Raw genomic sequence first — 23,341 nt, forward strand, 5'->3', positions numbered from 1 at the left:
GCTCCGACATCGATGTTTGAACCGACTATAGAACCAGGCGGGCAGGAAGTTTTAGGGCCAGATTGGACGACCGGATGGGACATCGCGGCCGCATTCTGTTGCTAAGAGTGGACGGCCCGAGTCAGCCAGCGCCTTGCAGTACCGACGCCAATAGTTCAATGCCCGGCACAATCTGATCGCGCTCAATGGCGTTGAAGCCCAGCCGCATAAAATGTCGCGGCGGTGCGGGATCGTGAAAATGCTGGAAGCCCGGCTCGATCAGCACGCCGCATTGAGCCGCACGCCAGGCCAGTTGTTGGGTGTCGAGTGAGTCCGGCATTTTCAGCCACAGCGCGCTGGCGCGGTCGGAGCTGAGACACTGTGCCTGCGGCAGTTGTCGCTCGATGGCATCGCGTAAAGCGGCGCGGCGCGCATCGGTGTCCTGAACGTGGCTGCGCAGATGCGTTTCGTAATGACCCTGGGCGATGAACTGCGCCATCTGGTGTTGCAGATTCGCCGGTGGATGGCGATACATCAGGCGGCGTAAGGCGCGCAGTTCGTCGATCAATTCGCTGTCGGCGACGATGTAACCCATGCGCAACCCCGGCGACAGCACCTTCGAAAAACTGCCCAGATACACCACGCGATTGCCGGCGCGGCTGGCTTTCAGCGCAGGCAATGCCTGGCTGTCGTTGTGCAGTTCGGCGTCGTAATCGTCCTCAAGAATGATCTGATCGTGGGCGATAACCTGCGCCAATAAGGCATCGCGCCGCGCCTGGCTCATCGGAATACCGGTCGGTACCTGATGGCTGGGCATGACATAAAAATAGTCGCACTGAGCGGAGCGTTCGTTCAGTTGAATGCCTTGTTCATCGACGCGATGCCGCACCAGCTGGCTGCCGAAAAAGCGAAATACATTAACGGCCTCGCGGTAGCCCGGATCTTCCAGACCAAGGCGAGTGCCGTCGCCAATCAGCAATTGCGCCAGCAGGTAGAGGGCGTTCTGCGAGCCCAACGTAATCAGAATTTCGTCCGGTCGCGCCAGGATGCCGCGTCGCGGCAACAGGCGTTTGCGCACCTGTTCGACCAGCAGCGGGTCGTCCTGATCGATGCGGTCGCGCAGCCAGTCGCGGTCGCGGCCACCAGCCAGTCGTCGACGTGTGATGTCGCGCCAGGCGTTGATGGGAAAATTGTTGGTGCCCGGTTGGCCGTAGATAAACGGATAAGGGTAATCGCACCAGTTGCTGGGCTTGAGAATGCCTTCAAATTGCCCCGGCTGACGCGCCAATCGTTTGCCCCAGGATGGTGCGCTGACGGTGCTGGTGTGAACCTTGGCCGACGGTTTCAGTGCCGGGCCGGGCGTGTCGATGGCGTCACCGTTGTGGTAGTCGCTGTGCAGGAAATAGCCGCTGCGAGGGCGGCTGACCAGATAACCGTCATCGACCAGTTTTTCGTACACGATGGCCACGGTGTTGCGCGAAATACCCAGTTGTTCCGACAGCTTGCGGCAACTGGGCAGCGGCGCGTCGATGGGCAGACTGCCGACCCGAATCGCTTCCAGCAGGCCTTCCCGTAATTGCTCCTGCAAGCCACCTTCGGCGCGGCTTTGCAGCGCCAGACTCAGGGTTGTCATGGTCGGCATTCTCCTTGCTGAGCGTACTTGGGGGCGGTTGCAGAGCAGCGCATAAGAGAGGGCAAATAGCACAGAACCAGCACAAAACATGCCACGGCTTTCTGTCCCATCCGGGATCGGGAACTGGCTCTAAGCGGCCCATTAAAAACGCCCTAGGGTGCCAAAGGTGGGCCGTCTGCTGGCGGCCAATGCCAAGCGATACCACGACTCAAACGCTGGCATTTTTAGATACTTTTTAATTAGAAGGTCGATACGCGCTACTCACCCAACTGACTGGCAACCGAGAGTTTGGAGAATGATATGAAGCACCACCATCTGAAGTCGGCCCTGGGCCGTGGCGCTTGTTCGCTGATCGCGGGTTTGGGCCTGATCGTCGCCGTTCAGGCGGCAGACCTGGATGAAATCAAAGCGCGTGGCTACATGGTCGTCGCCACCGAAGACAACTACGCCCCGTTCAATTTCATGAACGGCAGCGAGTCGGATGGCTTTATGAAATACATGATTGAGGAACTCGAAGCCTATTCCGACGACTTCGAAGTGCGTCAGGAAATTCTGCCCTGGACGGGTTTGTTGGCTGCCGTTTCCAACGGCCAGTACGACGCTGCCATCACTGGTGCGTCGGTGTCTGACGAACGCATGCGGGTGTTCAATTACGCGCCGCCCTTTGCCTCGGCTCAGCATTTTTACATCAAGCGCGCCGACGATGATCGCATCAACAGCGTGGCCGATCTGGATGGCATGACCGTCGGCGTGCAGGCCGGCTCAGTCTTGTTGTCACGGTTGCCCGAGCTGGAAGCCATGCTCAAAGAAACCGGCGGCAAACTGGGCGAGGTGGTGCAGTACGAAGCCTACCCGGAAATCTACGCCGACCTTGCCAATGGCCGCTTGGATTACGTCATCAATTCCGCCGTACCGGTGAATGACCTGATCAAAGAACGCGGCGATATTTTTGCAGCCGGCCAGGCGGTTTCAGGCCCCGGTTTTGTTGGCTGGCCGGTACCGAAAAACAGCCCGGAATTGCTCGCCTTCCTGACCGATTTTATGAACGACATGAAAGCCAGCGGTCGCCTGGCGGAACTGCAGGAAGAATGGTTTGGCGAATCCTTCCCGGACTTGCCGGAGGTGCCGATCACCACCGTCGAGGAATTCCACGAATTGGCGGGCATGTAAGAGTAACGTCTTTGCGTAAACAGGGATGATTGAGCGGGCAGGGCAGCCCGCCCGTTTTTTATATATCTCATTCAGGGGACAGCGATGGATTCGACCGCTTGGACGATGTTGCTCAACGGTGCCTGGGTTACCTTGTGGATTTCGGGTGTGTCCATCGCCATTGGCGTCACACTCGGTTTGGTCGTCGCCTTAATCCGCTCGGCACGCATTCCGTTTGTGCACCAGGTGTTGGGACTTTACATCAGCATTGCCCGCGCCACGCCGTTGGTCACACTGGTGCTGTTTATCTTTTTAACCGCGCCTACGCTCGGCATTAACATGCATCGATCCATCGCCGGCATCATTGCTTTAACGTTGAACACCACCGCCTTCAATGCGGAAATCTGGCGCTCGGCGTTCAACAATTTTTCCAACGATCAACGCGAAGCGGCGCTCGCCGTTGGCATGACACCGAGCGTGTATTTTCGCCGCATTATGCTGCCGCAGATCGTTATCACCAGCTTGCCAAGCCTGGTGAATGAAATGTCGTTTCTGATTAAAGGCAGCCCGGCGATTGCTGTGATCGGCATTGTCGATCTCACCCGCGTCACTAACCGCATATCGGCCGTTACCTACGAACCGCTGCCGCCCATTTTGGCCGCTGGCGCGCTCTATATGATCATCATCGCTGCCCTGGTCTGGTTCCAGCGGGTGGCGGAACGCAAAGCCAACCAGCTGGCGGTTTAGGGGGCAACGCGATGACGGACTGGCAAATTCTCTGGGCCGAACGCGGCGTTTTTGTGGATGGCTTTTTCAATACGCTGCAATTATTCGGCTTGGGCGCCGTGCTGGGTTTTCTGCTCGGTTGCCTGATTGTTTTTTGTCTGGAATGGGCCAGGGCACCGCTGCGTATTCTGTTGCGAATTTTTATCGATGCCATGCGCCTGTTGCCGTTTCTGGTGCTGGCCTATTTGCTGTATTACGGTCTGCCGTCGTTGGGCATTCGGTTCAGTTCCTGGGAAGCTGGCATCACCGCTTTGGTGTTGTATCACGGTGCCTATTTCGCCGAGATTTTGCGCGGCAGTCGGGTGACGCTGCCACCAGGGCAGGTGGAGGCGGCCGTGGCTCAAGGCTTCTCATTGCCTAAGATGTTTCTGCGGTTAATTTTGCCGCAACTGGTGCTGAAATCGCGTGGCGTGCTCGGCAATCAGTTGATTATTTTGCTTAAAGACACGGCCTTTTTGGTCATCATTACCGTGCGCGAATTAACCGCCGCTGCCAATGGCCTGTCGGGCACTTACTTTATTCCGATGCAGGCGTTTATTGTCGTCATCGGTTTCTACTGGATCATCAGCATCGCCCTGGAACAGGCCGTCAATTGGATGGGACGCAGTGGCGCCAAGCGAGGATTTAAAAATGCCTGACCAGCCCGAAGTCAGTATCCAAACGCTGTCGAAACAATTCGATGGCGTGGAAGTGTTGCGCGACGTCAGCCTCGATGTTCAGCGCGGCGAAGTGGTCAGCATTCTGGGTTCATCCGGCTCGGGCAAATCGACCTTGCTGCGCTGCATCAACTGGCTGGAGCAACCCGATGGCGGCGAGATTTTGATTAACGGTGAACGCATTGGCGTGAACCGCAATGGCAAAGCCATGAACAGCCGTGAGCTGGCAAAAATCCGCACGCAACTCGGTATGGTTTTTCAGAGCTTTAACCTTTGGCCGCACCTGAATGTGTTGCACAACGTTACCGAAGCCTTGATCCATGTGAAGGGTATGAAGAAAGCCGAGGCAGAAGCCCGGGCCGACGAACTGCTCGCCAAGGTCGGCATGGCCGAGAAACGCGCCAATTACCCTTACACTCTGTCGGGCGGCCAGAAACAGCGCGTCGCCATCGCTCGCGCACTCGCCATGCAGCCACGCGTCATGCTGTTCGACGAACCCACCTCTGCCCTCGACCCGGAACTGGTCGGCGAAGTGTTGGCGGTGATCCGCGATTTATCGCAGGAAGGCTACACCATGATCATCGTCACCCACGAAATGGAATTCGCGCGTAATGTGTCCGATCAGGTGGTGTTTCTGGAGAAGGGCAAGATCATTGAAAAATCCGCCCCGGAAGAGTTTTTTGTGAATCCGAAAACGGAGCGGGTGAGGCAGTTTTTGGAACTTGACGAGAAGGTATAAGCAGCCGTCAAGTTGATACTCAACGGCCTTTCTGGGCTTTGTGATACGCCACTAACGCATTGGCGTGACCATGGCCCATCTGATGTTCTGTTTTCAAAAACGCCACCTGTTCCATGTGTTTCTTGTCTTGCACACCGTCCAGCAAATTAAGCCAATGATCGATGGGTTTGCCGTAGGTTTTTTCGATGGACGGGAAGTAGGACGCAGGGCCTTTGGGTTTGTCGTTTTGTGCCATTGTCTGACTCCGGTTGCATCAAGGTGAAACTTATTTTGCTGAACTGTTGTGTTCGGTGCTCACCAAATCCACAACTCTATCCCGCGATACCCAGCCTCTGAATTCGCCTTTATCCGACGTTACCGCCAACGGCACATTCTCCCGAATCATTTGCGGCAGCAGGCTTTCCAGGTCGGCCGATTCGGGCACGCAGATAACGTCTTTCACCAGCGCGCCGATTTCACCTACGGCGTTTTGCAAGTCGGCCAGGGTCACGATACCGGCCAGGGATTTGCCTTCCAAAACGGTGGCGTATTCGAAACCTTGTTCGGTCATCCACTGCCGTGCTTTTTCGGCGCTGGTGCGGCAGGTGAGGGTGGCTTGCGGCATCGCCATGACGTGATGGGCTGTCAGCACTTTGCCGCGATTGACGTCGCGTACGAAGGCGGCGACGTAGTCGGTGCTGGGGTTGAGTAAAATGTCTTGTGGGTCGCCTTGTTGCACCAGCGCGCCGTCTTTGAGGATGGCGATGCGGTTGCCCAGGCGCAGCGCTTCGTCCAGATCGTGAGTGATAAAGACGATGGTTTTGCGCAGCCGTTGTTGCAGTTGCATCAACAGGTCTTGCATCTCTTTGCGGATCAATGGATCGAGCGCTGAAAAGGCTTCGTCCATCAACAAGATGTCCGGGTCTGTGGCGAGTGCGCGGGCGAGGCCAACACGCTGTTGCATGCCGCCCGACAGTTGATGCGGGTACTGATCGCCAACGCCTTTGAGGCCGACTTGTTCCAGCCAGTATTGCGATTTTTCCCGGGCGGCGTTTTTCGCGACGCCTTGGATGTGCAGGCCGTAACCGACGTTGTCGAGAACGGTTTTGTGCGGGAACAGAGCGAAACGCTGGAACACCATCGACATGCGGTTGCGGCGGCGTTCAATCAGGTCGGCTTGTTTCAGGGCAATCAGGTCTTCGCCATCGAGGCGTACCGTGCCCGCGGTCGGATCGATCAAGCGATTAAAGTGGCGAATCAGGGTGGATTTGCCGCTGCCGGATAAACCCATGATGACGAACAGCTCGCCTTCTTCGATGCTCAGGTTGATGTCGTACAACCCCAGCGTATGGCCGGTGTCAGCCAATAATTGTTCTTTGCTCATGCCGGCTTTGACGGACGCCAGATGGCTGGCGGCTTTGGGGCCGAAAATTTTATAAATGCCTTCGACTTCAATTTTCGCCATCAGGATTCGTCCTTCGCCGCCGGGTATTGCAGGCGTTTGCCGTAGCTTTGGGTGACGCGATCAAAAATAACCGCCAGCGCGACGATGGCGAGACCAGCCAGCAAACCGCGACCGACTTCCAGGCGGTTGATGCCGGCGAGCACTTCCTGCCCCAGGCCGCGTGCACCAATCATGGAGGCGACCACGACCATCGCCAAGGCCATCATGGTTGTTTGGTTAATGCCGGCCAGAATGTTGGGCAGCGCCAGCGGCAATTGTACGCCCAGCAGTTTTTGCCGCCGCGTTGCACCGAAGGCGGTCGCGGCTTCCATCACCGAATGATCAACCAGACGAATGCCCAGATCGGTTAAACGGATTAACGGCGGTACGGCGTAGATGATGGTGGCAATGAGCGCTGGCACTTTGCCGAGACCAAACAGCATGACCACTGGAATCAAATACACGAAGGTCGGCATGGTTTGCATGATGTCGAGAATCGGCAGCATGACTTTGCGAAACCGTTCGGACACCGACATCAAGATGCCGGTCGGGATGCCAATCAACACGCACATCACCAACGACACGATCATCAGCGCCAGGGTTTGCATACCGCGGTCCCACTGGCCGATGGCGCCGATAAAGAACAGAAATCCGGCAACGCTGAGCGTCAGTGTCCAACGTCGGCTGCCGTACCAGGCAACGGCGGCGAGAATGCCGATCACTAACCACCAGGGTGTATTGCGCAGCAGTTGTTCGACGAACACCAAAAAGTTGAGCAACGGCATGCTGAGCCGTTCCAGATCGTCGGCGTAGTTGATGACCAGCGTATCGACAAAGCCATCGATGCTCTGGCGCAGCGCGCGGGCGTCGAATATTTCCGGGAATGCCAAGAGTGAGTCCTCTTGAGAGAGCGGGGAAGGCGGTCACCGCTGGGATGACCGCCGTGGTGTTGCGTTATATCTGATCGTTACAGCGCGGCGCGTACCTTGGCAGCAACTTCGTCGGATACCCAGGTGGTCCACAAATCTTCGTAGTGCTCGAAGAAATAATCAGCCACCTGATCCGGTTCGGCGCCTTCTTCGTCAGCCCAGCCGAGAAGTTTGTTAACTTCGTCGGTTGGAATGTTGACTTGTTCAAAGAACGCTTTCAATTCAGGTGCGTCTTCACCGAAGGCTGTGTTGATGCTCTTGTGAATGCGAGCCGTCGGATAAGCACTGGCGACTGGTGTCTCGCACTCAGGGCTCATGTTGCAGCGGAAGCCATCGGCCTGGTAGGCCGGCATTTCCAATTGCACCATCTCGAATTTGCCGAGTACCGCCGTGGGCGACCAGTAGTAGGTCACAAAGGGGCGATGACGACGGTAATTCGATTCGATGGCGGCATCCAACGCTGCGCCACTGCCGGGTGAGAACATGACGTAGTCATTGTCCAGACCAAAGGCTTGCAGCAGGTTGTTGTTCACTGCACCACAGACCCAACCTTCCGGGCAGTTGTAGATGCGGCCCATGCCGGGTTCTTCCGGGTCTTCGAACAGTTCAGCGTACTTCGGCAGGTCGTAAACCGAACGCAGGCCAGGGTTTTCTTCGGCGACGTATGCTGGAATCCACCAGCCTTCGATGCCACCGGAATAGGTGCTGCCGAGGGATTCCACAATGCCGGCTTCATGGGCTTTGACCCAGTCTTCGGGTGCGGAGTCGATCCAGGTTTCGTTGTAGATATCGACATCGCCGCGAACCAGCGCAGCGACCATCGGCACGGTGTCACCGGCTTCAATCTGGGTATCGCAGCCGTAGCCGTCTTCAACGATGGCGCGTTCGATTTCCACCATCATCAAGTTCGACATCCAGCTCATGCCGGCAAAACGGACCGGGCGATCAAGTTCACAGGCGAAGGCCGGCAGGCCGACCAACAGTAAAACCAGCCCCAGCAAAGTCGTCTTTTTCATGGGAGCGTCCTTTATCTTCGGCGGTGTATTAGAGGGTGAGGGGAACCTCGGGGGTTGTTGAGTCATGCGAGATTGGTTCCTTGGCGTGACAGTATTGCGCAGCGGTTTTTGAATTGCCAACCCGCCACAATCTTGTGCGGCTAAGTTCGGCGGTGCAGGATGTCGACCGATTTCAAACCGGAAAGTTCCCATAGGACAGGCCATGACTAACACCGATCTGGTACAGGTCCAACGACGGCAGGCGCTGACAATTCTGCGTCTGAATCGTCCGTTGGCACTCAACGCGCTGAATCTGGAATTGATTGAGGTACTGACCAAGGCGTTGCAGCAAGCGTTCGACGATCCTGAGGTGCGCAGCATCTGGCTGGAAAGCGCTGTTGAAAAAGCGTTCTGCGCCGGTGGTGATGTCAAAGCGCTGGTGAGCGCACTGGCGCATTTGAACGCTGAAGAGCAACGCCGGTTGGGGCATCGCTATTTCGCGGCGGAGTATCGACTCGATGCCATGATCGAACACAGTCCGAAGCCGATTGTTGCGCTAGGTCGGGGGCTGGTGATGGGCGGTGGCTGGGGGTTGTTTGCCGGGGCCAATGTGCGATTGGTCGATGCCAGCAGCCGCTTCTCCATGCCAGAACTGCAAATCGGTCTGTTCCCCGATGTCGGCGCTGGTCACTTTTTGCAAAAACACCACTGGCGCGCCGGCACGTTGATTGGCATTTCCGGTATTCATCTGACCCACGACGATGTGTTGGCACTGGACTATGCCCATGCCCAGGTCGGTGCCGAGGATGTGGCATTGTTGCAAGCCGAGTTGGCGAGCGGAAAGTTGCCAGCTGAATTGACGCTGAGCCCGGCGGATGCGCGCATCCTTGAGCATCGCGATGCCTGGCTGTCGGCTTTGGAATCATTGGGTGAGCCGGTCTTGAGCGACTGGATCGCCCAGGTTCAGGCCAGCGACTTTGAACCCTTCAAAGCCGCTGCCGTTCAATGGCAAACGGCGTCGTCGCTCAGCATCGCCCATACCTGGCATCACTTTAAGCGACTGCGCGAGGCCAGCCGGTTGACGGCGTTGCAGACGGATCTGGTGGTCGCGTCCAACCTGTGCAGCGAGCCGGAGTTCACTGAGGGCGTTCGGGCGCTGCTTATCGACAAGGATAAACAACCCAAGTGGTTGTATCCGGCGGTTGAGAACGTGCCCTTTAATCTGATTGAACGTTTCTACCAGCCGCTGCCGTTCGAGACCGCGAGGATTGAAGCACCGGTCCAGGACTGAGGAGAGCACCGATGTCAGAGATAGTTATTGTCGCCGCTAAACGCACGCCGCTGGGCGGGTTTCAGGGCGCGCTGTCGAGCCTGAAAGCGACGGATTTGGGTGGTGCGGTCATCGCCGCGAATTTGGCGGATATCGGGTTGGCCGCTGAATCCGTACAGGAAGTGCTGATGGGCTGTGTCTTGCCAGCCGGGCTGGGCCAGGCCCCGGCACGGCAGGCCGCACTGAGCGGTGGCTTGCCGGATTCGGTACCGACAACGACGGTCAATAAGGTCTGCGGATCGGGAATGAAAGCCGTGATGCTGGCGGCCGATCAAATGCGCGCTGGCAGTATCGACATCGCAGTGGCTGGCGGCATGGAATCCATGTCCGGTGCGCCCTATCTGATGCCCAAGGCGCGTTCGGGCTACCGCATGGGCCATCAGCAGGTGTATGACCACATGTTTCTTGATGGCTTGGAAGATGCCTACGACGGCCGCGCCATGGGCGTCCATGCCCAGGCCACGGCCGATGAATTTGGTCTGACGCGTGACGCCATGGACGACTACGCCCTGCGCAGTCTGAGCCGTGCGCAGAATGCCATCGCTCACGGATATTTTAACGTTGAGACAGTACCGATCACGGTGACCGACAGACGGGGTGAGGCGCGTATTGAACAAGACGAACAGCCCGGACTGGCGCGCCCGGACAAAATTCCGCAACTGAAACCGGCCTTCGCCAAAGACGGCACCATTACCGCTGCCAACGCCAGCTCAATCAGTGATGGCGCCGCCGCCCTGACGTTGATGACGCGCAGCCGCGCCGATCAACTTGGATTGGCACCCTTGGCGGTAATTCGCAGCTACGCCAGCCACGCTCAAAAGCCCAGCGCTTTCACCTGTGCGCCCATCGGCGCCATGAATAAAGCTTTGGCTATGGCTGATTGGCGCAATACCGACGTTGAACTGGCGGAAATCAACGAAGCCTTTGCCATGGTGGCCATGCTTGGTATGCAGGAAGTGGGACTGAGTGCCGACATCACCAACATCAGCGGCGGCGCCTGTTCTTTGGGGCATCCGTTGGGCTGCAGCGGCGCCCGTATCATCGTGACTTTGTTGCACAACATGATCCGTCTGGATCAGCGCAAAGGCATGGCGGCGCTGTGTATTGGCGGTGGGGAAGGGACGGCGATTTGTTTGGAGCGGGTGTGAAAAAGGGGCTGGTGGCCCCTTTTCATCTTATGAGTCTGGCTCAGATTAAGAGTCTGATTCAGGGATGGGCGCGTTGATTTGCCACAGACCGGCTTTGTCTTGTTCCTGCAATTCTGCCAAAACTTCGGCCTGAATATCTGGTGTCAGTGCCCGACGGCGATTGCTGGTGGTGAAACCGCCGCCACTGCGTGGACGCTTGTGAACAACAAGTTTGCTATTCAGAACCGTGATGGTGTCTTCCTGAATCGCGAAAGGAACATAGATTTCCTGGGGGTTGGGTTTGTACTGAAATTTCATGTTGGGTGACGCCTTCACGCGTGTGGTCTGAACACCAAGGTAATAAGCCCCAGGTTCGTATGGACCAAAGGTTCGGACGTGGACACCGCTGGCCGGATTGAGCTGAATTCGATCCACCTCAACATCGGTATCGTGTTCAAAAACTGCGAATTCGTAAACGTAGTAGAAGGTGCCAGCGCCGCGGACTTCCATCGGGAAAGCCAGCATTCCGCCATTGGTTTCAGTGGGTGAGGGGAGAGAAGCACAGCCTGACAGCATCAGCATCCCGGCAATCAGACCCCAGCGTAGGTACGACATAACAACATCCTCGTTCTGGTTGGGTAGGCCCTCGCAACCTTGCGAAGGCGGATGTTCCGTTTTTGAACACCCATCAAGGCACCTTAGCAGGCGTCTTTACAAAGCTCCAGCCAGCGCTGAATGCCTGGGCTGCGGAATTTTTGGCGGTGCAGAACGAAATAGAAGTCGCGCTGAAAATTGCGTTGCGGAATGTCGAGCGGCACCAGAGTGCCACGTTTGAATGCCTCTTCCAGACAAACCCGCGACAAACAGGCGATGCCCAATCCCGCTTCCACTGCACGCTTGATGGCTTCGGTGTGTTCCAGCTCCAGTGCAATCTGTAATTCATTGAGCAGACCGTGCATGCCTCGCTCAAAGGTTTGACGTGTGCCTGAACCGGGTTCACGGACGATCCAGGGTTCGTCGATCAGTTGGTGATCGCTGAGCGGGCCGGCATGGGCGAGTGGATGTTCCGGGGCGCAAAAACACACCAGTTCGTCGGCGCGCCAGCGGCTGACTTCCAGGTCCGGGTGGTTGATCTCGCCTTCGATCATGCCCAGGTCCAGATCGAACGTCAGAACGCGATCGGCAATGGCACGGGTGTTGGCGACTTCCAAGGTGACGCGGGCGTTGGGTTGGGTGGCTTTGAATTGCGCCATTAATTCCACCGCCAGGTAGTTGCCAATCGTTAATGTTGCCCCCACTTTGAGCCGTCCCAGGTCGTGTTGACCGGTCAAGTCGGCCTCCAGCTGATCGGCTTGTTCCAGCAGTGCTTCGACCCGCGGCCAGAGCTGGCGACCCACTTCATTCAACTTGAGTCGCTTTCCGGCCCGCTCAAACAGGCGGACGCCGTACTGCGTTTCGAATTCGCGCAGCGCGCCCGAAGCCGCGGACTGGGACATGTGCAGGCTCTGCGCCGCCCGACTGATGTTTTCATGGTGCGCCGTTGCCAGAAACACCTGGAGTTGTCGCAGCGTGAATTTCATATTGGAAAAACCAATTAAATATATCGGAAATAATCATTTTGCCGATAAGTGCGCTGTGCGTATAGTGATCAACATATAACGCATTATTAGATATATAGAGGTTCTTATGTCGAATATGAATATTGAAACCGTCACCAGTGTTCGGCATTGGAACGACACCCTGTTCAGCTTTACCACCAGTCGTGATCCGGGTTTCCGGTTCAAAAACGGCTACTTCACCATGATCGGGCTGGAGCAGGATAACGGTCGTCCGTTGCTGCGCGCCTACTCCATTGCCAGCGCCAACTACGAAGAAGAACTGGAGTTTTTCAGCATCAAGGTACCCGATGGCCCGCTGACGTCTCAGTTGCAGAACATTCAGCCGGGCGATCAGATTTACGTTGGCCGTAAGCCGACTGGCACCCTGGTGACTGACCATCTGCTGCCGGGCAAAAACCTCTGGTTGCTGTCGACCGGCACCGGCCTGGCGCCATTCCTGAGCATCATCAAAGACCCGGAAATTTATGAGCAGTTCGACCGGGTGATTCTGACGCACGGCGTGCGCCAGGTGTCGGAACTGGCGTATCAGGACATGATCAGCGATCTGCCGAACAACGAATTTTTCGGTGAAATGATCGACGGCAAACTGCTGTATTACCCGACAGTCACCCGCGAAGAATTCCGCAACCAGGGCCGCCTCACCGATCTGATGACCAGCGGCAAGTTGTTCGACGACCTGGGCCTGCCCAAGCCGTCGTTGGAGGACGACCGCTTTATGCTGTGCGGCAGCCCGGCGATGTTGAAGGACACTACCGACATTCTCGATAGCTGGGGTTTCAAGGAAACCCGCGCCGGCCACATTGGCGAGTACGTGATTGAGCGTGCCTTCGTCGAAAAATAATTGCCCGTCGTTAAAGAAAAAAACCGGCCCAGTGCCGGTTTTTTTGTCGCTGAATAGTCCGCAAGCGGCGTCACAGGTCCAGTGCAATCGCCGTCAACATATCGGCCAGGGCTTCCGGCTGTGAGTAAAACGGCGAATGGCTGCTGTTCAGGCTATACACCTGTGTTTGTCCACCCAAGGCCGTATCCACGGCATCTACCATAAAGTTCTGACCGGCCAACGGTATGGCTCTGTCCTGAGTGCAGCGGATGTAATAACGCGGCTGACGGCCAAAACCCTCAGGGCTGATGGGCGAGGGTTCTACCACCACGGCGGCCGGTTCGTCGCAATGCAGTTGTGCTAAGTGAGCGTTGGCTTCGGCATCGCTCAGGTCGCCATAAAAAGCCGACTGGAGTTTCCGACGATAGGCCGGATCGTCGCTGGCTGGATCGAGCCGTAAGGCGCCGACTACTGTCGGATCGGCCAGAAAACAGGGCGCGACTTCTTCGCCGGCCATGGTGTCGTGCTGAATCATCGCCAGCGCCGGCATCTGCGGCGGCAGCATAAAGGCAGCCAGATACACCAGGGCATCAACCGGTTCGTTCAGGGCTTCGGCCACCGCCGACACGGTCAAACCGCCGAGCGAATGGCCGACCAGCATGATTTTGTCGCCGGTTTCGCGCACGCGCCGAATCAAATCGATCACGGCTTGAGTGCGGCTCGCTTGGGTCACGCCCGCGTTGGGCGAGACTTCGGTGGCAAACGCCTGCGGGTTCAGTGGGCGCTGGAAGAAACTTTCCGGACTGGCGGCTTTGGCACCGGCGCCGGGCAAATCCAGGCTGTGGGTGTGCAGACCTTTGGCGTCCAGCAACGGCTGAAGGCGGGACCAGGTGGCGGCGCCGTGCCAGGCACCGTGAATCAGAATGCAATGCAAACGGCTCATAGCGGACTCTCTGTTTTGTTGTTGTTTTGACTGGTTCAGAGGTGTTACACCCATCGATTCTGTTTCAAGATGGACGCCGACACACTGGCTGGTGGAGAAGAACAATGGCTGGCAGCGAAGCGGTGGATTTTCCGGTTCAAACCTACAGCACACGACAGCTGCAACCCCGACAGCAATTCGATTGTTTTTGCGATGCCATCGCCACGACCTTCGCCGGCATTCAGCCGCAACGCCTGTCGCCAACCACCTTCGATGCCGATTACCGCGCTGTTCAGTTAGCCGATGTCGCGCTGGCCCGGCTAGACGCGCCAGCACACCGGGCCAAACGCGGTGCCACAGAATTGGCGACGCGGCCCGACGACAGTCTGTTTCTCAATGTGTCGCCGTATCTGCCGTATCGCGCTCAATTTGAAAGCACCACGGTTGGCGCTGCTGCGGGCCAGCCGTTGTTGCTCGACAACAGCCAGATGTTCCAGTTGTCTTTCGAAGGCGCGCCGAGGATGCGGCTGTACAGCCTGCGGTTGTCGCGCGATCAACTGGGCGTGCCGGTTACGCCGGCTTTGGTGGCTGGACTGAATCGATCCTTTCGTACCGACCCGCGTGGGCGTTTGGCGAGTCAGCAGTTGAAGTTGTTGGTCGAAGCGTCGGATTTGGCCGATGGCGCAGTGGCGCACCGGATGTGTGGGGTGTTGTTGCCGCTGATGCAGCAACTGGCGTTGCAAACCGAGCAGAGCGGGGCGCTCACCGTACAATTGGCGCACATCAAAGCCGTGGCTGCGGGTTTCCTGAGCGACCCGGCGTTTGCCTTACCGCAGTTGGCGCAGCACTTTGGCAGCACGCCACGAACCTTGCAAAAGCGCTTTGCCGAGGCCGGGGAGACGTTTGCCATCTGGCTGATGGCCGAACGTCTGGAGCGGGTGCGGCAGCAGTTGGCCGATCCGGCACTGAGTTTGGTCAGTACCGAACAGCTGGCCTACCGCTGTGGGTTTCGCGATGCCTCTCACTTCCGGCATCGCTTCAAAGCGCGGTTTGGCGTAGCGCCGCAGGCGTATCGGCGCGCTCAGTTAGCCGCGCCCGGTGGCATTACACCTGAAACCGACTGACCGCCTTATTCTGTTGTTCGACCAGCTTGTTCAAGCGCTCGAACGTCGCGCCGTTGCGCGAGGCGTTGGAGTAGATGGCGTCTGACAACTCAGCAATGGCTTCGATGGAACGGGCCACTTCGTCGGCGGTAGCGCGTTGGGCGCTGGTGCCTTCGGCGATGTGCTGGCTCATGTCGGAAATGTCGTCCAGAGCGGCCAAAATACTTTGCAGTGACTGGTCGGCTTCGGAGGTGCGGCTTACCACCTGATCGACGCGCTCGCGGTTGTGCGTCATCAAATCGACAGCCGAGTTAGCGCGCGACTGCAGCCGCTCAATCATCTCGTAGATTTCTTCGGTCGAACTTTGCGTTTTGCTGGCTAAGCTGCGCACTTCGTCGGCCACTACGGCAAAGCCACGGCCTTGCTCACCGGCCCGGGCCGCCTCGATGGCCGCGTTCAATGCCAGCAAGTTAGTCTGCTCGGCGATGCCCTGAATAACGTCCAGAATGCTGCCGATGCTTTTTGATTCTTCCTGCAACTTGCTCACAACGTCGCTGGCCTGGGTCAGGTCACCCACTAACTGCCGGATTTCCGACTGGCTGGCTGCCATGTTGCGTTGGCCTTTGGCGGCTGAATCGTGCACCGCCTGGACGCGCTCCAAGGTGGTGTCGGAACTGTCGGCGATGTCGCTGGCGGAAGACGTCAGTTCGGTCGCGGCCGTGGCGATGGACGCCGATTGATCTTTCTGCTGTTGCAGTTTCTGCGAGCTGGATCGGGTGGTTTCTGACACCTGATGCGATACCGAGGCGATTTCTCCGGAGGTGCTCTTGATGTCGCTGACGATCACACGGGTGTGTTCAATCAGTTCATTAATGCCGCGCCCGATCTGGCCAAACTCATCGGCCGAACGAACGGTCATTTTCTGTGACAGATCGCCTTCTGACACCGCACCGAGCAATCGGGTGATGGTTTTCAGCGGCTGCCGGATGCTGCGAATCAGCGACAGCATGATCAGTGAAGCGACCAGCAACGAACCAAGCAGCACACCCAGAACAATCAGACTGGCGCGGTCGTTGGCGGTGTTCACCTGTTGCGACAAGGTCTGGCCTTGTTCGCTCAAGGCGGTGGTGAGCAAACCAAGGCTGCGCACGCCGCTGTTGACGGTATCGGCCAATACCGACAGTTCACGGCTCGATAACTCATCGGCCCGCAGCGAGGTCAGATAGCGCGGCAAAGTGCCACCTTCGCCGGCGACGGCGGTTTGCAGCAATCCCACGTAGGTCGACAGATAACGGTGAATGATGGCGTTGCTTTCCGACAGGCGCTCCATACGCGTGCCGAGGCGTTCCAGTTCACGTTCCAGGTCGCCTTGCACGGCCAGCACTTGCGTGGCGGTCGATAAGCCACTGATGCCGTTGATGCCGGTGCGGATCAGATCGATGCGATCGAGCACGTAGTTGGCGTCGGCGCCAATCTGTCGTGCCTCGGAAGTGGATTGCTGACCGAGCACTTCCAGCACCCGATCGACAATTTTCATGTCGTCGCTGAACGTCAGCCAACGTGAACCCTGGGTTTGGAATTCGCTCAGAAATGCCTGCCGGCTGTTCAGTACGGTGCGGCGCGTGGTCAGATGTTGTTCGCCCAGTTTGAGCGCTTCGTTGATGGTGCTGTTGGCTTGAGCCAGCGGATCCATCAGCGGATCGTTTTCGTCGAGGCTGTCGGTCAGTTCGGTGCGGATGCGATTGACGTCGGCTTTGGCGCTGGCGAAATCGGTTTCGTAGCGCTGTAAATCTTCATCATTGGAAACAGCGGCGTGTTGGGACACGGCTTTGTTGGCATTCTGCAGCGCAATCACCAGGCGATACGCCTGCTGCATACGCGGCACCACTTCGTTCGTGGTGGTGCGGAACAGATTGCCGACTGAGGCTTGGTTGGTTATCGCAGACACCGAAATGCCGACCAACAACAACAGAATCAGGCCAAAACCCAAGGCCGTTTTCATGACCACCGTTAACTTCATGGCGGAACTCCTAACTCACGCTGTGAATATTGTTATAGCGACAGTTTAACCGATTCATTGAATGGAAATACGTTGGATTCATCGAACAGCGTCAGCCGGAAGGCCAGATGGTTCGCCGCTTGCGAGCCAGGGCTCCGGTCAATAAGATGCGGGCTGATTCAGCGGTTCATCACCTGCCTTTTATTGCGTCAATCATCCTGCCAGTGACTTTGGTCAACGATTGAACGACACGACAACCCAGGCTGTGGTCAGCCGTTTGGGTGTGGTCAGGTTGTAACCGAATTCAATGAAGACAGATGGAGTGGCAGTATGAAAGGGCATCCTTTGAAGCGGGCGTTGCTGGTCGGCATATTGGGTTTGATCGGCGGTTTGGCTCAGGCGGATGACACCATTCGCATCGCGCACATCTACGGCAAGACCGGCCCACTGGCGAGCTACGGTAAACAGAGTCACGACGGCTTGATGCTGGGACTGGAATACGCCACCGAAGGCACCATGAGCGTTAACGGCCACGCCATCGAAGTGATTGAAAAAGACAGCCAGCTGGACCCGATGCTCGGCCGCAGTCTGCTCGAAGAAGCCTACGACGAAGACGATGCCTTGCTGGCCGTCGGCCCGCTGGCCTCCAGCGTCGCCATTCCGATGTTGCCGGTGGCGCGTGAGTATCGCCGTATCCTGCTGGTAGAACCCGCTGTGGCTGACACCATCACCGGTTCACGCGGCAACCGCTATGTGTTCCGCACCGGCCGTTCGGCCAGTCAGGAAGCGGTGGCTAATGCCATTGCTTTGGGCCAGCCAGGCGTATCGATTGCGACCTTGGCACCGGACAACGATTTTGGTCACGACACTCTGGCTGCCTTTCGCCAGGCTTTGACTGGCACCGGCGCTGCGGTCGTGCATCAGGAATTTGTGCCAGCCGGCACGGCCAATTTTGAAGCCACTGCTGAACGGCTGTTTGCTGCATTGGCTGACGTGGCGGGCGACAAGGTGATCTTCGTTAACTGGGCGGGCGCGGGCGATCCTTTGGCGTCGTTGACGGCCATGAATCCGAACCCGGCGGAAATTCGTTTTGCGGCCAACGGCGGTTTTCTGTCAACGCTGGCTGGCTACAAGGCTTACGAAGGTCTGGAAGGCGCCAACTATTACTACTTCGAGCACCCGAGCAACAGCGTTAACGATTGGCTGGTTGAGCAACACGTAGCACGTTTTGGTACGCCACCGGACATCTTTGCCGCCGGCGGTATGACCGCAGGCATTGCCATCGTTGAAGCCTTGCGCCGTGCCGACAGCACCGACACCGACGATTTGATCGCCACGCTCGAAGGCATGCACTTCAATTCGCCCAAAGGCGATATGTTGATCCGGGCCAGCGATCACCAGACGTTGCAGTCGATGTACCATTTCCGGCTGCGTTCAGAAGCGGGTGTGGAGTGGGCGATACCGGAGCTGGTGCGCGAGATTCCGTGGAATGAAATTCCGTTGCCCGAAGGGCATTGAACGGTAATGACCGGCTCAGTCTGACTGAGCCGGTGTGGCAGCTTTGGCACCGCCTTTCAGACGTTTGTTTTCTTCTTCCAGCGATTTCAGCCGGCCCAGCATTGACTGACTTTCGCTCATGAACTGCCGCAGCAACGATTCCATTTCTTCAACGTCTTCGTTGCTGTCGGGCCGTTCTTCGGGCGAGCGTGCCTTGGGTTTGGCCGCCGCACTTTCTTCAATTTCCTGTTGCAACTGGCTGACTGCTGCTTCCATCTGACCGAGCAATTGCTGCAAAGCGTCGACTTCCTGTTGCTGGCGCTTGGCGATGCTGTCGACATCGGCTTTGTCCTGACGCACTTCTTTGGCCGCACCGCGTAATTTGTTCAGTGATTCGCGTTGTTTGTCGCTCAACACTTTTAACCGCTCAGGCAGCGGTGCGCGCGCAACGTCGTCGTCGGCCGCCGGTCGTTCTTCCAATTGACGCAGCAGATCCTGTTCGCGTTCGCCCATTTCACCGAGAGCCAGTTGCGCCTGTTCGAGTTCCATTTCCAGCACGCTGACGCAGGATTGGGTGTCGCGTACCAGCAGCTCCAGACGGCCGATCTCGGCTTCCTGGTATTCGGCCACCTGTTCGCGGTCGCCGCCGCCTCGCAGTTGATCGAGTGAATCACGCAGGTTGGATACCGATTCGGCCTGCTTGTTGGTGTTGGCCGAGAGTTTGTCGACGTTGTCGCGGTTGATCGGGTTGCTGTCGCTGCTTTGGGTTTTCAGATCCTGCAGGCGCGCCCTGAGTTCTTTGACTTCTTCGTCCAGCTCGTTTTTGGCGTTCTGCGACGCCTCCATTTCTTTTTCCATCAGGTTCATGGTGACGTCGGCATCTTTGATGTAACGCTCCATGTTCTGCATCTGCTGTTTCTGCGCTTTGTCGAACTCGGGTGAATTGGGGTTCATCTGTTGCAGTTTCAGCCGCAACTGGTTGATCGACTCCTGCATGTCGAACTTGTCGCAGCGCAGCTTGTACAGCTCGTCGGCGTACTGACCCGCCTCGGGTTTTTCCATCATGCGTTCGGTGGAAACGTTGATGCTCTTCAGCTCTTCCAGTTCTTTTTCCAGGAAGGAAATTCGGTCTTTGGCGGCGTCGTACTGGTTCTGGTACTGCTTGAGGTCTTTCTCGAGTTGTTCGTTGCGCAGCTCTTCACCGGCCAGGGCCTTGCGGCTGCTGGAACCGGGTTCAACGCCCAGTTCACGCAATGTATCGCCGGCTTTTTCCTGCCACATCTCTTCATCGATGTCGCCGGCCAGCAATTGTTGTTCGAGTTCGAGGATGCGGCGGCGCATCCAGTTGAGTTGTTCGGCCGGGTCGGCGCCGGGCGGTTCGTCCGGGTCGGTACCGAGTTCGCGAGCGTCGTTGCTGAGTTGGGCGACGCGGTCTTTCAACTGTTCTGGAATGGTCTTGCCGGCCGACTCGGCGGTGCGTTTGACCACTTCGAATTCGGTGGTCAGCTTCTTGTTCTTGGCGCGCAGTTCGGCGATTTCTTTCTGGCGCTCCTGCTGACGGCGCAGTTTTTCCCAGCGCATCTCTTTGAGAATGGCGACCAGGACGTGGTACAGCCGCCCGCGGAAAAACAGAAAGACAGTAATAATGAAGTAGACCACCGCTACTTCGGCCAGGATGAAGATGGTCATCTGGTCAATAAACATGGCGGTCTACAACTCCGTTTTCTTAGACGCGGTCAACCCAGCCGCTGGGCTGGCGAGTGTCGCTCTGGCCATCGGCGGAATAGGTTTGGGTGGGGGCCAGCAGATTACGCAAGATACTCATCTGCGCTTGTTTGCGGCTGGACAGGGTGGCCAGTACCTGCCGGTTTACGGCGCTGTGCTGGTCGTTAACGGTCAGGCTTTGCCGCAGCTCTTTCCAACGGGCCTGCCAGGCCGGCCGATCATTCTCAGCCAGGTCGGTGGTCCAGTTCTGGAAAGATGCGAAGTCAGGATCAATGTCTTGCTCGGCACACCATTGCAGCAGGTTTTGCGAGGCGTTGAGCAGGTCTTCTGTTTGCTTGCGCTTGCGTTGTACCAGCGCTTGCAGGGCCTGGATGTCGGCCGATTTCAGTGCCGCCAGTTCTTCTTCAAGCAACGGCTTGAAGGCGTCGCTGGCAGCCTGGGCATCGCGCAGGGCGGCGTCCAGACGGGTTAAGGTCGAATTGTCGATGGTCATGTCGCCGAGCCTCCCCAGCGACGCCCTTAACCTTGATACCCTCAGAGCTCGGATTCAAAGCGTCTAAAGGCGGCCGCCAGTTTCTCATGGTCAATCTTGTAGTCGCCACTTTCGATGGCGCTGCGAATGCGGTCTACCTTCTCCTGATCGATTTCCGGCATCTTGCTTACCGTTTCACCGGCAGATTTCAAGACACGGGCGCGATCGGACAGTTGCACCACATCGCTGTCACTAGCAGATTCCGTTCCACTTTTTTGCGGCGCTTTGGTTTCGACCTGAGCAGCGCCATCATTTTGGCGGGCTTTGGTCGTCCCCGTTTGACCGGATGTCAGGCCGTTGATGTTCATGGCCATGTGTAACCTCGCTGAAAATAGATTTTTCTGGAGGGGTTAACGGCCGTCACTCCAGGAACTTTAGTCCCGATTGTGACAAAAATCCGTTTTTTCCCCAACTCTTGGTACTGACTCGCTCAACTCTTGGTACTGAACTAAGCGTTATAACCAGCCCAAACCCCTAGCGGCTGGCAGTTTCCACCACCCCACGTTCGATGATGTAAGCATGAATCGTTTCCCCGGAACTCAGGTTGCGCACCGGTATTTGTTCGCCGGCACGGCCCTGGCGCAACGCTTCTCCCAGCGTTCGGACCGACAGCGGGCCGCTTTTAGCCAGGATGTACACCCGGTCACCGCGGTCCACCAGCATCGGCGGTTCCGCGAGATAAGGCGTCACCACCTGGCCGGCATTGACGTTGCGCGCCAACTGATAACCCAACAGGTCGTCGGCGGATTCGAAATAGCCTTGGCGCAGACTGGCGATGTCGATGCTTTGCAGGCGCAGGTCGGCGGCAGTCAGGCGATGGCCGCGATCCAGATTGCCCGACGTCACCACCACTGGCAGATGAATGGCCACGGTGACTGGCACATACAATTGCCAGCCTTCGGCATCGCAACTGACGCGTGGCGTCAGGCGCCCGCCCAGTTCCTGGCCGCGCCAATCGACATCCACGCCCGACGTGCAGGGCGCCAGATTGCCGGCAACCGCCTGCAGCTGGAACTCGAACTGGCCGTCGTCGGCATCGAGATCCGGGTGGCGTTGATGCAGTTTATCGACCAGTGCTGCATTCAAGGCGTCACTGATCTGGGTTTGTGCCAAATCCGCTGTGGGTTGGGCGCACACCGCGCCCAACAGCATCGGGATTAAGCATTGTCCAATTCGGGCCGATAGCCTGGGTGTTGATCGCATTCGGTTGTCCTGTGCCGATAGCCGTCTATGCTTAGTGCCAAAGGGTCTGCCGCGCAGACCACTGTGGATCACCCGGGCGTCGGTGTTTTGACGCCAAGCGGGATTTGTCGAAGGTTGTTGCAAAGGCTGTGCCTGGAATATAGGGTCGCCAGCCTGCTGAAATAGGTGGACGGAGAAGGCCATGGCCGGAGTGCTTGACAGTGTTAACCAGCGGACGCAGCTGGTGGGTAAAAACCGACTGGAATTGCTGCTGTTTCGGCTCAGTGGGGATCAGTTGTACGGCATCAACGTGTTCAAGGTGAAAGAGGTGCTGCAATGCCCGCCGTTGACGCAAATGCCGCAAAGCAAGACGGTCGTCAAAGGGGTGGCGCATGTGCGCGGTGGCACCATTCCGATTCTCGATCTGAGCCTGGCCATCGGCCAGAAGGCGATAGGTGACGTCGAGAATAAGCTGACCATCATCACCGAATACAACATGCGCAATCAGGGTTTCCTGGTGCGCGGCGTGGAACGCATCATCAACATCAACTGGGAAGAGGTGCAGCCGCCGCCCAAAGGCTCCGGGCACGAACATTTCCTGACTGCCGTTACTCGGCACGAGGATGCACTGGTCGAAATCATCGACGTAGAGCGCATTCTGGCGGACGTTTCGCCGATGAAAGAAGATGTCAGCGAGGGCATCATTACCGACGAAGTCACCTCGAAAGCCGTGTCCAAGCAAGTGTTGATCGTCGACGACTCCAAAATCGCCCGCAAACAGATGACCAAAACACTGGAGCAGGTTGGGCTCACGGTGGTCGCGCTCAACGACGGTCGCGAAGCACTCGACCATCTGCTCGGCTTAATTGACGAAGGCGTGGACCCGGTCGAACGCTACCCCATCGTCATTTCCGACATCGAAATGCCGGAAATGGATGGCTATACGCTGACGACCCACATCCGCGCTCATGATAGACTTAAAGGCCTCTACATCCTCTTACATACCTCGTTGAGCGGCGTGTTCAACAAAAGCATGGTGCAGAAGGTGGGAGCCAACGAATTTCTGGCCAAGTTCCAGCCCGACATGCTGGCTCAATTGGTGATTGAGCGAGTGACCAGTCTGGGTGGAGAGCTGCCAGCAGTCGAAGGAGATCTATGAAGCGGTACAACCGTCGGCCGGGAAGGCTGATATCGAA

23 protein-coding genes are annotated in these 23,341 nt (G+C 57.4%); 10 read left to right on the forward strand and 13 right to left on the reverse strand.

Features of this window, described 5'->3' with window-relative positions; genetic code table 11:
• Positions 1-121: 121 nt before the first annotated feature.
• Positions 122-1,612: a MocR-like pyridoxine biosynthesis transcription factor PdxR gene (pdxR, locus tag DW349_RS07665; RefSeq protein WP_108124524.1), complete on the reverse strand. Its 1,491-nt coding sequence runs from the start codon at positions 1,610-1,612 to the stop codon at positions 122-124.
• A 300-nt stretch (positions 1,613-1,912) separates the two neighbouring features.
• On the opposite strand from pdxR, the gene DW349_RS07670 reads away from it, so the two are divergent.
• The 4 genes from DW349_RS07670 (at position 1,913) to DW349_RS07685 (ending at position 4,942) form a co-directional block, all read left to right on the forward strand.
• On the forward strand, positions 1,913-2,782 hold the full coding sequence (locus DW349_RS07670; RefSeq protein WP_108124523.1) for a transporter substrate-binding domain-containing protein: 870 nt from the start codon (positions 1,913-1,915) through the stop codon (positions 2,780-2,782).
• A gap of 84 nt (positions 2,783-2,866) precedes the next feature.
• On the forward strand, positions 2,867-3,508 hold the full coding sequence (locus DW349_RS07675; protein WP_108124522.1) for an amino acid ABC transporter permease: 642 nt from the start codon (positions 2,867-2,869) through the stop codon (positions 3,506-3,508).
• A gap of 11 nt (positions 3,509-3,519) precedes the next feature.
• Positions 3,520-4,185, forward strand: a complete 666-nt coding sequence (locus DW349_RS07680; RefSeq protein ID WP_108124521.1) for an amino acid ABC transporter permease — start codon at positions 3,520-3,522, stop codon at positions 4,183-4,185.
• A complete protein-coding gene (locus DW349_RS07685; RefSeq protein ID WP_108124520.1) occupies positions 4,178-4,942 on the forward strand; it encodes an amino acid ABC transporter ATP-binding protein in 765 nt (254 codons plus the stop codon). The genes DW349_RS07680 and DW349_RS07685 overlap by 8 nt, the downstream gene beginning before the upstream one ends.
• A 19-nt stretch (positions 4,943-4,961) precedes the next feature.
• Here DW349_RS07685 and DW349_RS07690 read toward each other — a convergent pair whose 3' ends face one another.
• From DW349_RS07690 to DW349_RS07705, 4 genes are all read right to left on the reverse strand, one after another.
• Positions 4,962-5,177: a DUF4287 domain-containing protein gene (locus DW349_RS07690; protein ID WP_108124519.1), complete on the reverse strand. Its 216-nt coding sequence runs from the start codon at positions 5,175-5,177 to the stop codon at positions 4,962-4,964.
• Positions 5,178-5,207: 30 nt separating this feature from the next.
• Positions 5,208-6,386, reverse strand: coding sequence for a quaternary amine ABC transporter ATP-binding protein (locus DW349_RS07695; RefSeq protein WP_108124518.1), 1,179 nt, complete (start codon positions 6,384-6,386; stop codon positions 5,208-5,210).
• Positions 6,386-7,255, reverse strand: a complete 870-nt coding sequence (locus DW349_RS07700) for an ABC transporter permease (RefSeq protein ID WP_108124517.1) — start codon at positions 7,253-7,255, stop codon at positions 6,386-6,388. Before DW349_RS07700 ends, DW349_RS07695 begins: the two co-directional genes overlap by 1 nt.
• 77 nt (positions 7,256-7,332) lie before the next feature.
• The gene (locus DW349_RS07705; RefSeq protein ID WP_157954252.1) at positions 7,333-8,310 is read right to left on the reverse strand and encodes an ABC transporter substrate-binding protein; all 978 of its coding nucleotides are present in this window, start codon (positions 8,308-8,310) and stop codon (positions 7,333-7,335) included.
• Positions 8,311-8,512: 202 nt separating this feature from the next.
• Between DW349_RS07705 and DW349_RS07710 the strand changes: the two genes are divergently transcribed.
• Both DW349_RS07710 and DW349_RS07715 read left to right on the forward strand, forming a co-directional pair.
• Positions 8,513-9,580, forward strand: a complete 1,068-nt coding sequence (locus DW349_RS07710; RefSeq protein ID WP_108124515.1) for an enoyl-CoA hydratase/isomerase family protein — start codon at positions 8,513-8,515, stop codon at positions 9,578-9,580.
• Between the two features lie 11 nt (positions 9,581-9,591).
• On the forward strand, positions 9,592-10,767 hold the full coding sequence (locus DW349_RS07715) for a thiolase family protein (RefSeq protein ID WP_108124514.1): 1,176 nt from the start codon (positions 9,592-9,594) through the stop codon (positions 10,765-10,767).
• Between the two features lie 45 nt (positions 10,768-10,812).
• Here the strand turns inward: DW349_RS07715 and DW349_RS07720 are convergent, their stop codons facing one another.
• Together DW349_RS07720 and DW349_RS07725 are read right to left on the reverse strand one after the other, a co-directional pair.
• Positions 10,813-11,361, reverse strand: a complete 549-nt coding sequence (locus DW349_RS07720; protein ID WP_157954251.1) for a hypothetical protein — start codon at positions 11,359-11,361, stop codon at positions 10,813-10,815.
• An 83-nt stretch (positions 11,362-11,444) separates the two neighbouring features.
• Positions 11,445-12,326, reverse strand: a complete 882-nt coding sequence (locus DW349_RS07725) for a LysR family transcriptional regulator (protein ID WP_108124512.1) — start codon at positions 12,324-12,326, stop codon at positions 11,445-11,447.
• Positions 12,327-12,432: 106 nt separating this feature from the next.
• Between DW349_RS07725 and DW349_RS07730 the strand changes: the two genes are divergently transcribed.
• Positions 12,433-13,206, forward strand: a complete 774-nt coding sequence (locus tag DW349_RS07730; protein WP_108124511.1) for a ferredoxin--NADP reductase — start codon at positions 12,433-12,435, stop codon at positions 13,204-13,206.
• 70 nt (positions 13,207-13,276) lie between these two features.
• Here the strand turns inward: DW349_RS07730 and DW349_RS07735 are convergent, their stop codons facing one another.
• Positions 13,277-14,128 carry an alpha/beta fold hydrolase gene (locus DW349_RS07735; protein WP_157954250.1) on the reverse strand — a complete coding sequence of 284 codons (852 nt, stop codon included), beginning with the start codon at positions 14,126-14,128 and terminating at the stop codon, positions 13,277-13,279.
• Between the two features lie 104 nt (positions 14,129-14,232).
• On the opposite strand from DW349_RS07735, the gene DW349_RS07740 reads away from it, so the two are divergent.
• Positions 14,233-15,231 (forward strand): helix-turn-helix transcriptional regulator, encoded by a 999-nt coding sequence (locus DW349_RS07740; RefSeq protein ID WP_108124509.1) that lies wholly within the window; start codon positions 14,233-14,235, stop codon positions 15,229-15,231.
• On the opposite strand, the gene DW349_RS07745 is transcribed toward DW349_RS07740, so the two are convergent.
• Positions 15,212-17,230 (reverse strand): methyl-accepting chemotaxis protein, encoded by a 2,019-nt coding sequence (locus tag DW349_RS07745; protein ID WP_108124508.1) that lies wholly within the window; start codon positions 17,228-17,230, stop codon positions 15,212-15,214. The genes DW349_RS07740 and DW349_RS07745 overlap by 20 nt on opposite strands.
• A gap of 309 nt (positions 17,231-17,539) precedes the next feature.
• On the opposite strand from DW349_RS07745, the gene DW349_RS07750 reads away from it, so the two are divergent.
• Positions 17,540-18,727, forward strand: coding sequence for a substrate-binding domain-containing protein (locus tag DW349_RS07750; protein WP_108124507.1), 1,188 nt, complete (start codon positions 17,540-17,542; stop codon positions 18,725-18,727).
• 15 nt (positions 18,728-18,742) lie between these two features.
• On the opposite strand, the gene DW349_RS07755 is transcribed toward DW349_RS07750, so the two are convergent.
• The 4 genes from DW349_RS07755 to flgA all read right to left on the reverse strand — a co-directional run bounded on the left by DW349_RS07755 (position 18,743) and on the right by flgA (position 22,115).
• Positions 18,743-20,410 carry a coiled-coil domain-containing protein gene (locus tag DW349_RS07755; protein WP_108124506.1) on the reverse strand — a complete coding sequence of 556 codons (1,668 nt, stop codon included), beginning with the start codon at positions 20,408-20,410 and terminating at the stop codon, positions 18,743-18,745.
• A gap of 22 nt (positions 20,411-20,432) precedes the next feature.
• Positions 20,433-20,924, reverse strand: coding sequence for a flagellar export chaperone FlgN (gene flgN / locus DW349_RS07760; RefSeq protein ID WP_108124505.1), 492 nt, complete (start codon positions 20,922-20,924; stop codon positions 20,433-20,435).
• A gap of 41 nt (positions 20,925-20,965) precedes the next feature.
• Positions 20,966-21,277, reverse strand: a complete 312-nt coding sequence (gene flgM, locus DW349_RS07765) for a flagellar biosynthesis anti-sigma factor FlgM (RefSeq protein ID WP_108124504.1) — start codon at positions 21,275-21,277, stop codon at positions 20,966-20,968.
• Positions 21,278-21,437: 160 nt separating this feature from the next.
• Positions 21,438-22,115 (reverse strand): flagellar basal body P-ring formation chaperone FlgA, encoded by a 678-nt coding sequence (gene flgA, locus DW349_RS07770; RefSeq protein WP_162824627.1) that lies wholly within the window; start codon positions 22,113-22,115, stop codon positions 21,438-21,440.
• A gap of 232 nt (positions 22,116-22,347) precedes the next feature.
• Here flgA and DW349_RS07775 point away from each other — a divergent pair, with 232 nt between their 5' ends.
• Positions 22,348-23,304 carry a chemotaxis protein CheV gene (locus DW349_RS07775; protein ID WP_108124502.1) on the forward strand — a complete coding sequence of 319 codons (957 nt, stop codon included), beginning with the start codon at positions 22,348-22,350 and terminating at the stop codon, positions 23,302-23,304.
• Positions 23,305-23,341: the final 37 nt, after the last annotated feature.

This window comes from Saccharospirillum mangrovi (assembly GCF_003367315.1).
GTDB lineage: Bacteria > Pseudomonadota > Gammaproteobacteria > Pseudomonadales > Natronospirillaceae > Saccharospirillum > Saccharospirillum mangrovi.